At 64.2% G+C, this 13,103-nt stretch carries 10 protein-coding genes; 8 read left to right on the forward strand and 2 right to left on the reverse strand.

The window, feature by feature from the left end; translation table 11 throughout:
- Positions 1-160 precede the first annotated feature (160 nt).
- The 5 genes from D7S89_RS17795 (at position 161) to D7S89_RS17815 (ending at position 5,307) form a co-directional block, all read left to right on the forward strand.
- Positions 161-2,548 carry an ATP-binding protein gene (locus D7S89_RS17795; RefSeq protein ID WP_121279350.1) on the forward strand — a complete coding sequence of 796 codons (2,388 nt, stop codon included), beginning with the start codon at positions 161-163 and terminating at the stop codon, positions 2,546-2,548.
- A 79-nt stretch (positions 2,549-2,627) separates the two neighbouring features.
- The gene (locus D7S89_RS17800) at positions 2,628-3,353 is read left to right on the forward strand and encodes a methyl-accepting chemotaxis protein (RefSeq protein ID WP_121279352.1); all 726 of its coding nucleotides are present in this window, start codon (positions 2,628-2,630) and stop codon (positions 3,351-3,353) included.
- The gene (locus D7S89_RS17805) at positions 3,350-3,895 is read left to right on the forward strand and encodes a hypothetical protein (protein WP_121279354.1); all 546 of its coding nucleotides are present in this window, start codon (positions 3,350-3,352) and stop codon (positions 3,893-3,895) included. Before D7S89_RS17800 ends, D7S89_RS17805 begins: the two co-directional genes overlap by 4 nt.
- 56 nt (positions 3,896-3,951) lie before the next feature.
- Entirely contained in the window at positions 3,952-4,911 is a 960-nt protein-coding gene (locus D7S89_RS17810) for a chemotaxis protein CheX (protein ID WP_121279356.1), read from the forward strand.
- A gap of 30 nt (positions 4,912-4,941) precedes the next feature.
- Complete coding sequence (locus D7S89_RS17815; RefSeq protein WP_121279358.1) at positions 4,942-5,307, forward strand: response regulator; 366 nt, start codon at positions 4,942-4,944, stop codon at positions 5,305-5,307.
- 24 nt (positions 5,308-5,331) lie between these two features.
- Here the strand turns inward: D7S89_RS17815 and D7S89_RS17820 are convergent, their stop codons facing one another.
- A complete protein-coding gene (locus D7S89_RS17820; RefSeq protein WP_121279360.1) occupies positions 5,332-6,399 on the reverse strand; it encodes an ATP-binding protein in 1,068 nt (355 codons plus the stop codon).
- Positions 6,396-7,133, reverse strand: a complete 738-nt coding sequence (locus D7S89_RS17825; protein ID WP_121279362.1) for a response regulator — start codon at positions 7,131-7,133, stop codon at positions 6,396-6,398. The genes D7S89_RS17820 and D7S89_RS17825 overlap by 4 nt, the downstream gene beginning before the upstream one ends.
- 131 nt (positions 7,134-7,264) lie before the next feature.
- Between D7S89_RS17825 and D7S89_RS17830 the strand changes: the two genes are divergently transcribed.
- Genes D7S89_RS17830 through D7S89_RS17840 form a run of 3 tightly spaced genes read left to right on the forward strand, consistent with a single transcriptional unit; the run spans position 7,265 to position 13,021 of the window.
- Positions 7,265-8,422 (forward strand): efflux RND transporter periplasmic adaptor subunit, encoded by a 1,158-nt coding sequence (locus D7S89_RS17830; RefSeq protein WP_121279501.1) that lies wholly within the window; start codon positions 7,265-7,267, stop codon positions 8,420-8,422.
- Positions 8,423-8,442: 20 nt separating this feature from the next.
- Complete coding sequence (locus D7S89_RS17835) at positions 8,443-11,592, forward strand: efflux RND transporter permease subunit (RefSeq protein ID WP_121279364.1); 3,150 nt, start codon at positions 8,443-8,445, stop codon at positions 11,590-11,592.
- A gap of 4 nt (positions 11,593-11,596) precedes the next feature.
- Entirely contained in the window at positions 11,597-13,021 is a 1,425-nt protein-coding gene (locus D7S89_RS17840) for an efflux transporter outer membrane subunit (protein WP_121279366.1), read from the forward strand.
- Positions 13,022-13,103 lie beyond the last annotated feature (82 nt).

Raw genomic sequence — 13,103 nt, forward strand, 5'->3', positions numbered from 1 at the left:
CAGCCTACCACCCATCCCTGCACACCCCCATTCCCCACAGTCATTAAGCCGTCACGGTAGCCCCCGATGATGACGGGATAAAGCAGTAACGGATTCACCACAAAAGAACATACCGCGCCTGGCCCAGACCGGGCGCGGCAGACCACGCATCGGGGTTCACATGACGATTCGTCATCGCATCATCTTATTGGTGCTGCTCATGTTCGTCGCGCTCGCGTCGATCGGGGGCTACGCCACGTATCAGGCGCGCCGTAGCGCCGGCGAAGTACGCCAGGTCACGCAAGGCGTCGTACCGAGTGCACTCGCATCGGCCGATCTGGTTTCCCAGGTCAAGGACGTCCAACTGGCGACGATGACCCTCGTCTACGCCCCCGACGCCAACATGGTCTCGCAAGCGCAAGATCAGCTGACGAAGAAAAAGGCGGCGCTGCTCCAAGCCCTCGACATCCAAGACAAAGCCGCCGCGAGCCACGCACAAAAGGGCCTCGTCGCGCAGGCGCGCGAAAGCCTCGCGAACTACTTCTCGGCCATCGACGAAACCGCGAAGATGAAGGCCGCGGGCAAGAACGACATGGCGCAAGCGTATCTGTTCGCGAACGTCGGCGAATACCGCGACGAGCTTGAAGGGATCGTCGAGACGATGCGGATCGAGAAGAACCGCCAAAAAGACGCCGCGATCGGCGCGCTCAACGGCATGCTCGCCACGACGACGACGGCCATCGGCGGTGCGACCGCTGCGGCCATCGCGATGCTGACCGTCATCGGCATGCTGCTCTATCGCCAGATCACGCGGCCGTTGACGCGCATGCAGTCGGAAATGAGCGAGATCGCGTCGAGCCAGGATTTCACGCGGCGCGTGCCCGTCGCGCGCATGGATGAAATCGGCCGCTCGATCGTCGCGTTCAACGACATGATCGAGAAGATCGAGCAAAGCTCGCTGCAGTTGAAACAAAAGACGGCCGACATCCAAGCGATGCTGCAGAACATGCCGCAGGGCATCTTGACCGTCATCGACAACGGCGTGGTGCACGGCGAATACTCGGCTTATCTGGAAGCCATCTTCGAAACGCAGGACATCGCCGGACGCGGCGTCATGGCCCTCGTCTTCGGTGACACGACCCTCGATGCCGACACGCGCTCGCAGGTCGAGGCGGCCGTTCATGCCTGCATCGGCGAAGACGCTATGAACTTCGCGTTCAACGAACATCTGCTCGTCAACGAAGTGATCAAGGTGATGCCGGACGGGCGCACCAAGACGCTCGATCTGAGCTGGTCGGCGATCACCGACGAAACCGACACGGTCATGCGCCTCATGCTCTGCGTGCGCGACGTGACCGAGTTGCGTCGTCTGGCCGCCGAATCGAACGAGCAAAAGCGACAGCTCGAAATGATCGGCGAAATCCTGGCCGTGAGCCAGGAGAAGTTCCATCAGTTCGTCGTGAGCGCGAAGGGCTTCATCCACGAGAACGAACGCATCATCGGTCAGCATGAGCACGCGGACGAGTCGGCGCTCGCCGAGCTGTTCCGGAACATGCACACGATCAAGGGCAATGCGCGCACGTACGGCTTGCGTCATCTGACGAGCATCGTGCACGAGGCCGAGCAGCGTTACGACGAGATGCGCAGTCTCGGGAGCGGCGAGGCGTGGGACCGTGAGGCGTCGATCGCCGAGCTCGCACGCGTGAAGCAGGCCGTCGAGCACTACGCCACGATCAATGAGGTCAATCTTGGCCGCAAAGGCCCGGATGGGGTGGCGCATCGCGCACAGGGCGGCCGTTACATGGTGGTCGATCGCTCGCACATCGACGACAGTCTGCGTCTCGTCGAGTCGGTTCAGGAAGGCGACGTAGCAGGGCTCGCCGCCATGCGCGACGCGGTACGCCGCACGCTTCGCCTGCTCGATACGGAAAGCTTCGGAGAAGCGCTGTCGGGCCCGATCGAATCGCTGCCTTCGCTGGCCAAGGAGTTGGGCAAGGCCGAGCCGTCGGTCGCGATCGACGACAACGGTTACCGCCTGCGCCGCCATGCGAGCACCGCGCTGCGCGATGTTTTCACGCATCTGCTGCGCAACAGCGTCGATCACGGGATCGAGCCGGCCGACGAGCGCACGGCGGCTGGCAAGCGTGAGGCAGGGACGATCGAGGTCGAAGTCGGCGTCGACGCTGGCGCGCTGCAAATCACGCTCAGCGATGACGGCCGCGGGCTTGCCCTCGCACGCATTCGCGCCATCGCGGCCGAACGCGGCTGGGTCGCGCCGAACGATGAGATCAGCGACGAAGCGCTCACACATTTCATTTTCCGAGCGGGCTTTTCTACGGCCAAAGCCGTAACGGAAGTGTCGGGGCGCGGCGTGGGCATGGATGCCGTGAAGGAGATGCTCGAGCGCGAGCACGGACGCATCGAGCTGCGTTTCACCGACGAGCGCCACGGGGCCGATTTCCGGCGCTTCCAGACGATCGTTCACCTGCCCGAATCGTGGGTCGTCGATAGCCTCGGCGCACCGGTCGGTCAGGACACGAAAGCAGCGCGCGACGATGCGCTCGCGTAAGAAGCGGGCGAGCGCAAACGATCGGATGAAGCAGGCATAGCAGGTCGAGTCGGGGAAATCTGTGGTTCTAACGTATTGGATGTCGGCACTCGCCGCAACGGGCGGCGTGGCACTCGCGGCGCTAGCCGCAGCGGTCGCACACAAGCGCGCGAGCGCCCGGGCGGCGCGCTCGCACGGTGAGGCGCTCGCACGTTTGACGGCCGAGCACGATAAGGAAACGGCACGCCACGCGGCAGCCATCGCCACCTATGAAGCGCGCGTGAGCGAACTCGCGGCCGAAACGGAGCGTCTCGCGGGCTCGCTCGCACGCGAATCGGGCAGTCTCGGCGAGGCGCAGGCCGCACTCGGAACGGCGCTGGCGCGCCAGGACGATCTGCTTGCGCATGCGAAGCGGATCGAGCAAGAGGCGGCGCGGCTCAAGCAATTCTCGGCGACGTTCGAGCGCTGGCACGAGCAGATGATCTCGCTGATGTCGCAAAATCAGGACATGCACCGCAAGAACCACGAGCTGGCGCGCATCGTCAATCACGTGCTGATGGTGTCGCTCAATGCCTCGATCGAGGCCGCGCGCGCCGGTGCGGCGGGGCGTGGCTTCTCGATCGTCGCCGGTGAAGTGCGCGCGCTCGCGACGCGCTCGCAAGAGCTGTCCAAAAGCTACCGCGACAGTCTCGATCGCAACGATCTCGTCACGACGGCCACCTTCCAGGACATTCAAGCCGGCGGCAAGATGATCACGGCGGCGCTCGCCAGCGTCGAGGCGAGCGCGCAACAGTTTCAATCGAAGCTCGAACGGAAGCCGACGTGATTACTCAAGCGGCGAAGGATAGCTTCGAGCGGATTTTCTTCCAGGCGGCGCGCACACGTTTGACTGTCGAGTCGTCGCACGCTTGCGACATCGTTCGAGCGTCAGCGCACGGCAACGCCGAACCTAAGCCGGGCGCCGAGGTGCTCGTCTTGACGATTGCTTCGATTGAATTTCGCATCGTGCTCTTGCTGCAGTTCGCCGACGATGAGGCCACGCGTGCTTACTACCTGGGGCAAGGGGCGGAGCGCACGCTGCGCGAAGCAGGGATGGAAATCGGCAATCTCTGCTGCGGCGCCATCAATCAGCAGCTCGTCGAGTATTTCCCCGACCTCGGTATGTCGACGCCTTACGCGCTGTCCAGCGATTGCATGGGCTACATCGATGAACTGAAGCCCGGCTACGTCACCGCCTACGATGTCACGATCGAGCACGCCGTCCGCCTGCGTGCGACCTTGTGCGTGTGCATGAGCGCACCGCTCGACTTTGTCGCGAACGTGACCGAGGACGCACACGAGAGCGCTGGCGAGCTAGAGTTGTTCTAGCGCAGCCGATTCTGAAATTCCTTAGTTTTCCAAAGTATTAAGAAGGTGCACCCTGCATGAACACGAACAAGCCGGTCAGCAAGGTGCTCGTTCTCGAAGACTCACCTGTCCGTCTCGCCGCGATCCGGCGCTTCTGTGACGAGCACAATCTGGTTGGGCTGAAGGCGCGCAAGAACCGGCTCACGAGCGTGTTGCGCTCGAACATCGATCTTGGCGCCGTGCTGCTCGGCGAAGACTACGGCGGCTCGCTAGCGGAAAGCGCCGCGGCGGCGACGCGCATCGACGCACTGCGCCCGGAGTTGCCGATCATCCTGCGCCGTGCCGAGGGGAGCGGGCGTGAGGGCTTGCCGCCCGCGCTTGCCGACGTGGTTTGCGCGACTTACTCGGCGGACGACACCGCGCCGCTCGTTTCGGCGATCGACGAATACCTGTTCAGCTTCGACTTCCCGAATGCGCTCGTGCGAGGCATTTCCGAGATCACCGAGGCGCGCCTGGCCGGCATGTTCAAGCATCTTGCTGCGAGCTGGGAGACGCCTTGCATCGTGCGCGATCGCATCATCTTCGGCGAGCTGTTCAGCCTGATTCCGCTCGAAAGTGCCTGGTGTCGCGGCTACATGATGATCCAGACCGAAGAGGAGCCGCTTGCGGCTGTCGTGCGCGGCACGGCGCTCGCGCAGGGCGATGTCGGCTTTCGCGAGCTCAACGAGTTGCTCGGCGAGCTGACGAACCTGATCTGGGGGGCATTCAAGGATCGCTTCCTGGGCGGGGCCGATGCGCTCGCCCGTTCGCAGGTGCAAGTGCCGCTGCTCATCAATCACAAGCATCGATACATCTCGTTCGGCACCGACAACCCGCAGTTGTGCTTCAAGTACCGGTTGACCAACGAAACGACGGGGGCTTCGGCGGAGCTCGATCAGCGATTCATCTTCAGCTTGAACTGGTCGCCCGAGGACTGTCCCGACTCTGCCGCCGACGTCGACGTCCTCATCGAGGCCGGTGAGCTCGAACTTTTCTGACTTTAAACATCAACGCGAGAGAGACTGGATATGGCAAAGATTCTGGTAGTGGACGATTCGAGTACCGTGCGTGACGAAGTGGCCGGGTTCCTGCGCAAGAACGGCCTCGACGTCGATACGGCCGTCGACGGCAAGGACGGGCTCGCCAAAGTGAAGACGAACCCCGGCGTGCGGCTCGTCATCAGCGACGTCAACATGCCCAACATGGACGGCCTCACGATGGTCGAAAAGATTCGTGGCGAGCTCGGGAACAGTTCGGTCAACGTCATCATGCTGACGACCGAAAGCAGCCCGGCCATGAAGGAGCGCGGCAAGGCGGCAGGCGTCAAAGGCTGGATCGTCAAGCCCTTCAAGGGCGAGGCCGTGCTCGAAACGTTCAGGAAGCTCGCGGGTTAAAGAAGTCGCTTGCCGGGGGCAGGCTCATCGTGCCGGCGCGAGGTCATCCGGCCAGCGCACCTCGAAGCGCGTGCCCCCGCTGGCCGTCGGATTGCATAGGGCTTGCCCGCCGTGCGCATGGGCGATGGCCGCCACCACGGCAAGGCCTAGACCGCTCCCGCCACTGGGGCGCGCATCGTCCGCGCGCCGGAACGCCTCGAAGACGTGACGCGCGAAGTCGGCGGGGATGCCCGGACCATCGTCTGCGACAGACAAATGGCACACGCCATCCGCTACGCGTGTCTGAATGCGTATCGCCCCAGGCACGGCATGCCGCCGCGCATTTTCCAACAGGGCCAGCAGTGCTTGCCGCATCCGAACCGGATCGCAGCGCATGCGTCGGCTATCCAAATCGAGGATCGGGTGCTGGCCTGCTGCCTGGAGCGAATCCCCAAAGAACGCGACGACGGCTTCGACATCCGCGGCCAGATCGCTCTCTTGAACTTCGAGGTCGAGGTGTCCGCTTTCCGCGAGGCTGATCACCCGCAGATCCTCGATCAGCCGCGTCAGTCCTTCGACCTGGGTCAGCAGGCTGCGGAACTGAGACTCCTCAGGGGCAAACACGCCCTCGGCCAAGCCTTGCAATCGTCCGCGCAAAACGGTGACCGGCGTGCGCAGTTCGTGGGCGATCGCAGCGTTCCAGAATGCTTGTTCTTCGGTCACGCGCTGCAACTGATCCGCAAGCGCATTGAAGTCGTCGGCAAGCAAGGCCGCCTCGTGCAGCGAGCGATCGCCCGCAATGGCGCGCGCGCCAAGATCGCCCTGCGAGACACGACGGATGCTGTCCGCGACGGAGTTGAGCGGCACCAGAATACGTCGCGCCAGATTGACGCCCACTGCAACGGAAAGCGCGAGGCCGACCAAGGTGGTCGAGATCAGCCAGACCCATTCCGGAGCTGTCGGTATCCAGCCCGATTGCTCGTAATGAGCCGGCCAATACGTGAATGTCAGATAGTAGAACGCGTAGGCGGTCAGGACGACCAGCAGCGTCACGCCGAATGCCATCGCCGCCATCGACAGCGCAATCTGGCGGCTCAGCCCTTTCAATTTCACTCAGTACTCCAGAGCTTGTAACCGACTCCGCGGACACCCACCGGAATGCCCTTGACGTCGAGATCCTCCAACTTCTTGCGAAGCTTACTGATATGACTGTCCACCGTGCGCTCGAGCGTGTCGCCCTCGGGCAGGCAGGTGGCCATCAGTTCGGCGCGGCTGAACACGCGCTTGGGCGCACGCGCGAGTTGCGCCAGCAGCTTGAACTCCGTCAAAGTCAACGTAAGGGTATGACGCCGACTGCCTACCAGGACGGTGGCTTCGTGGTTGTCCAGATCGATCTCGAACGGCGCTGCGCGCAACACGCGCTGCTCCGCCTGCCGTGAACCGGACATCGACCGACGCAATACCGCCTGGGTGCGCGCCACGACTTCCGCAGGATTGAACGGCTTGACCACATAGTCGTCGGCACCGATGCGCAGTCCCATCAGCTTGTCGACGTCCTGATCCAGCGCGGTCAGCAGGATGACGGGCGTATCGCCGCGATGGCGGATCTCCGCCAGCACTTTCCAGCCATCGACCTGCGGCATTTGCACATCGAGCAGCACGAGGTCGGGCTTGAGCGACAAATGCAGCTCCAGCGCTTGGCGGCCATCGGCGGCATACACGCTGCGCAGGCCGCTGCGCGCGAGATAGGCAGCGAGAATTTCGGCGATCTCGGGCTCGTCCTCGGCAATGAGAATCAAAGCTTGGGCGCTTTGCGCGGCTCCGGACGGTTGGGTTGTATCAGGCATCGCGACTACTTCACATCCACTTGGCATCTCCATCGAATCTCCATACTACCGCAGAAGAAACGCCATCGAGCGAACGCACATTGCCGCGTGTTTTGGTGGGCAGTTGGCTGCCCGCGCCTCATGGAGTGGATATGAAGAACAAACGACGGTGCCGCTTTAGCGGTGCCTACGCCCTGGTGGTGGCGATATTGGCGGGTTGCGGACAGGCGGAACCGCAGAGTGCGCCACCGGCGCCTCAAGTTAGCGCCGCGACCTTGGCGCCTACCCATCTCAAACTGACCGAAGACCTGCCTGGACGCGTAGTCGCGGTCCGCATCGCCGAGATTCGCCCGCAGGTCAGCGGGATCGTGCTGCGCCGCCAGTTCGAGCAAGGCACCGAGGTGCGTGCCGGGCAGCCGCTGTTCCAGATCAATCCCGCGCCCTTCAAGGCCGACGTGGACACGGCTGCGGCAGCGCTGCAGCGCGCCGAGGCGGCATTGGCGCGCGCTCAAGTGCAAACCGCGCGGTTCGAGTCTCTGGTCGAGTCGGATGCGATCAGCCGTCAGGTCTACGACGACGCGGTGTCGCAGCGCGACCAGGCCGCCGCCGATGTGGCGCAGGCGCGTGCCACGCTTGCACGGCGGCAACTCGATCTGAAGTTCGCCACGGTAGAGGCGCCGATCACGGGCCGCATCGACCAGGCGCTCGTGACCGAGGGCGCGCTGGTCGGCAGCGGCGACAGCAACCCGATGGCGCGCATTCAGCAGATCGACCAGGTCTACGTCGACGTGCGTCAGCCGGCGGCGTCACTCGAATCTTTGCGCGAAGCGCTGGCGACGCAACCGTCTGCTTCCGGCAATGGCCTGCCGGTGGCCATCCTGCGCGACAACGGCGAGCCGTATAACGTGACCGGTCGCATCCTGTTCTCGGGCGTCAACGTCGACGCGGGGACAGGCGATGTGCTGCTGCGCGTGGTGGTCGACAACCCGAAACGGCAACTGCTGCCGGGCATGTTCGTGCGTGCCCGCATCCCGCGAGCGAACTATGCGGACGCGTTGACCGTGCCGCAGCAGGCGGTGGTCCGCATCGAGGGCAAGCCACGGATCTGGACTGTCGATGCGAAGAACCAGGCGCACCTAGCCGCAGTGGAGCTCGGCGAACTCGTGGAGGGTCGATATCGCATCCGGGCAGGGTTGCATGCCGGACAGAAGGTCGTCGTCGAAGGGATGGAGCGTCTTTCCGACGGCGCCGTGGTCGCCGTGCACGACGTGAAGTCACTCGAGTCCGCTGCCGCGGTCTCCGCACGTTGAGTGACCGGGAGCGTCTTGCCATGTCTCAATTCTTCATTCGGCGCCCGGTCTTCGCGTGGGTCATTGCCCTCTTCATCATCCTATTGGGCGCGATCGCCATCCCGCAGCTGCCGATCGCGCGCTACCCGTCAGTTGCGCCCCCGACCGTCAGCATTACCGCGACTTACCCCGGCGCGACGCCGCAGACGATGAGCGACGGCGTGCTCAGTCTCATCGAGCGCGAGTTGTCCGGCGTCAAGAACCTGCTTTATTTCGAGTCGTCGGCCGATACCTCCGGTACCGCCCAGATCACCGCGACCTTCAAGCCCGGTACGGACCCGGCGATGGCGCAGGTCGATGTCCAGAACCAGCTCAAGGCGATCGAGCCGCGCCTTCCCCAGGCCGTGCGCCAGAACGGGCTGATCGTGGAGTCCGCTTCGTCCGGCTTTCTGATGATCATCGGCCTTAGATCCGAGGGGGGCCGCTTCGACGAAGTCGCGCTCAGTGACTACCTGGCGCGCAATCTCGTCGAGGAGCTTCGGCGCGTCGAGGGCGTGGGCCGCGTGCAGCTGTTCGGTTCCGAGGAGGCGATGCGTGTCTGGGTCGATCCGGCCAAGCTGATCACTTACGGCCTGTCGATGAGCGACCTGACCACGGCGATCAGCCAGCAGAACGCCCAAATTGCGCCGGGCAGCCTGGGCGCGTCTCCGGCTTTGTCTGGCCAGCGCGTGACGGTCCCGCTCACGGCGCAAGGCCAACTGACGACGCCGGCGCAGTTCGCCGCCATCGTGCTGCGTGCCAACGCGAACGGCTCGAAGGTCGTATTGGGCGATGTCGCGCGGGTCGAGTTGGGCTCGCAGACCTACGCCTTCATCAATCGCGAGGACGGCAAGCCCGCCACGGCGGCCGCTATCCAGCTTGCCCCAGGCGCCAATGCGGTCAAGACCGCGGCAGCCGTGAGGGCACGTCTGGAGGAGTTGAGCAAAGCCATGCCGGCGGGCATGAGCTACTCGATCCCGTTCGATACTGCGCCCTTCGTCAAGATCTCGATCGAGAAGGTCATCCATACGCTGATCGAGGCGATGGTGCTGGTGTTCCTCGTGATGTACCTGTTCCTGCAGAACGTGCGCTACACGCTGATCCCGGCGATCGTGGCGCCGGTCGCGCTGCTCGGTACCTTCACGATCATGCTGGCCACCGGTTTTTCGATCAACGTGCTGACGATGTTCGGCATGGTGCTCGCGATCGGCATCATCGTGGATGACGCCATCGTCGTGGTGGAGAACGTCGAGCGCCTGATGGTTCAGGAAGGTCTGTCGCCCAAGGACGCGACGATCAAGGCCATGAAGGAAATCACGGGCGCGATCGTCGGCATCACCTTGGTGTTGACCGCGGTGTTCATCCCGATGGCGCTTGCCGGCGGTTCGGTTGGCGTGATCTACAAGCAGTTCACGTTGTCGATGGCGGTCTCCATCCTGTTCTCGGCCTTCCTCGCACTCACGCTGACGCCTGCGCTGTGCGCGACGATGCTCAAACCGGTCGCCCACGGACACCACGAAAAGCGCGGCTTCTTCGGCTGGTTCAATCGCCGCTTCGACTGTATGACGCAGTGGTACGCGTCGCGCGTCGGCAAGCTGATCGCCCGCTCGGCGCGGATGATGCTGATGTTCGTCGCGATGTCCGTCGTCCTGGTATGGGCATTCCGGCAACTGCCATCGTCCTTCCTCCCCGAGGAGGATCAGGGCTACTTCATGACGGCCATCCAGCTTCCCGCTGACGCTACCGCCGAACGCACGCTGGATGTGGTCAAGATGCTAGAGCGGCATGTCGCCTCGCGTCCGGCGATCGGGTCCAACCTGTCGATCGTGGGCTTCGGCTTCTCCGGTTCTGGTTCGAATGCAGCATTGAGTTTCTCCGTGCTCAAGGACTGGGACAAGCGCAACGGCGCAACGACGCAGAACGAGGTGCGGCTGGCCGACCAGGCGATGGCGGGTGTCAGAGAAGGAACGGTGATGAATCTGCTGCCGCCGGCCATCGACGAACTCGGCACGAGCTCGGGCTTCACGTTGCGCCTGCAAGATCGGGGCAATCAAGGCTATGCGGCGCTCCACGCGGCCGAGGTCAAGCTGCTCGAACTCGCCGCCCAGAGCAAGATCGTGAGCGGCGTCTATCCCGATGGCCTGCCGGCTGGTACGAGCATCCGCTTGGACATCGACCGGGAGAAGGCGGAAGCACTCGGTGTGCCGTTCGCGAGCATCAGCGACGCGTTGTCCGCGGCGATGGGCTCGACCTACGTCAATGACTTCCCCAACGCGGGACGTATGCAGCAGGTCATCATCCAGGCCGACGCGCCGGCACGCATGCAGATCGACAACGTGCTCAAGCTCTACGTGCGCAACGTCAATGGCGGCATGGTGCCGCTGTCTGAAGTCGTGCGACCCGTCTGGAGCGAGACGCCGCTGCAACTGGTGCGCTTCCTGGGCTATCCGTCGGTGCGTATCGCCGGCAGCGCTGCGCCCGGCGCCTCGAGCGGGGCTGCCATGGCGGAGATGGAACGTCTTGCCGCACAGCTGCCGCCGGGCTTCACCATCGCGTGGACCGGGCAGTCGCTGCAGGAGCGTCAGTCCGCCGCGCAGGCGCCGATGCTGATGGCGCTGTCGATGGTCGTCGTGTTCCTGGTGCTGGCCGCGCTCTACGAGAGCTGGTCGATTCCGCTTTCGGTGATGTTGGTGGTGCCGCTGGGCCTGCTGGGCGCGGTGGGTGCGGTGATGCTCCGAGGCATGCCCAACGACGTGTTCTTCAAGGTCGGCATGATTACCGTGATCGGCCTGTCTGCCAAGAATGCCATCCTGATCGTCGAGTTCGCGAAGCAATTGCGCGAGCAGGGCAAGGGGCTGGTGGAGTCGGCCGTGGAAGCTGCCCGGCTGCGCTTGCGGCCGATCCTCATGACCTCGCTGGCCTTCGGGCTCGGTGTGGTGCCGCTGATGATCGCGGCGGGTGCCAGCGCCGAGACGCAGCATGCCATCGGCACCGGCGTGTTCGGCGGCATGGTGAGCGCGACCGTGCTGGCCATCTTCTTCGTTCCCGTGTTCTTCGTGTTCGTCATGGGCTTCCAGGAACGATTCAAGGCATGGCGGACCTCCCGCCGCAAAGACGCTGTGTTGTGCCGCGAACAAGAACAAGAGGGTTAATGTCATGCGACTTCTCATTCTTCCCATCGTCCTGGCCTTGTCGGCCTGCTCGATGATCCCTGCGCTCGTGAAGCCTGCGTTGCCCGTACCGACGGCTTATACGACAGAGGCCGATTCCGGCACCCACGCCAATGCGGCCGATTTGGGGTGGCGTGCTATGTTCGGCGATCCGCGTCTGCAGCGTTTGATCGAATCGGCGCTGAACGACAACCGCGACCTGCGTCTTGCCGCGCTGAACGTGCAGGCCGCCGAGGCCCAGTATGGTATTGCGCGTGCCGCACGATTGCCGGCCGTCGATGCGACCGGCAGCTTGACGCGTCAGCGCACGGCTGCCGATGCCGACGCAAACCCTCCCGTGCTCGAGGCGACGCAGAAGCAGTTCGGTGTCAATGTCGGGCTCAGTGCGTTCGAGATCGATCTGTTCGGCCGCGTGCGGTCGTTGTCGGATGCCGCCTTTGCGCGCTACCTGGCGAGCGATCAGGGACGCCGGGCCGTGCAAATCGCGCTGGTCGGCGCGGTGGCGGACGCCTACTTCGCGGAACGCTTGGCGCAAGAGCAGCGCCAACTGGCCGAACGTACGCTGGGCGACTGGCGGCAATCGCTCGACTTGGCGCGCCGGCTGAGGGCGGCTCATCAGAACAGTGGGCTGGACGTCGCTCAGGCCGAAGGTCAGGTCGCCAGCGCCGAGGCGGATCTCGAAGCGCGCACGCGAGCCGTGGCGCAAGCGCGCAATGCGCTGCGGTTGCTCGTCGGTGCCGAACTGCCGGTGGACCTGCCCGAACCGCTGCCGCTGGAGCAGCAGCCTGTGGTGACCCAACTACCGGTGGGCCTGCCGTCGGAACTGCTGCTTCGACGGCCGGATATTTTGCAGGCCGAGCAGAATCTGGTGGCCGCCAACGCCGATATTGGCGCGGCGCGTGCCGCGTTTTTTCCGCGGCTGTCGCTGACGACCTCGCTGGGCTTCATCAGTCCGGCCATGAGCAGCCTGTTCGACGGCGGGCAGCGGGTCTGGAGCTTCGCTCCACAGGTCACGCTTCCGCTGTTCGAGGGCGGCAGGCTGCGCTCCGAGCTGCGCTTGGCGGAGATACGCAAGTCAAGCGCTGTCGCCGAATACGAGCGCGCGATCCAGACCGCGTTTCGGGAGGTGGCCGATGGCCTCGCCGGACGCGAAACCTTCAGCCGGCAGATCGAGGCGCAGACCCGCGTGGTCGCCAGCGAGGCGCGCCGCACCGAGCTTTCCAACCTGCGCTACCGCGCAGGCGTCGAGGGGCGGCTCGAACTGCTGGATTCGCAGCGGCAACTCTATGCGGCGCGACAGGCACTGCTGGACTTGCGACGTGCCGAGTTTGGGAATGCCGTTGCGCTTTACAAGGCGCTGGGTGGGGGCCTGACGGATACAGGTGCTGCGCCTGTCGTCGCTGCGCGATGATGGCGGGCCGGCCGGTATGCGGGTGCAGGGCTTGTGCGCGGGTACGAACGCGCGAACGCACCATGCAGCTATGACGAACGGC

The sequence above is a fragment of the Trinickia fusca genome (assembly GCF_003628145.1).
GTDB lineage: Bacteria > Pseudomonadota > Gammaproteobacteria > Burkholderiales > Burkholderiaceae > Trinickia > Trinickia fusca.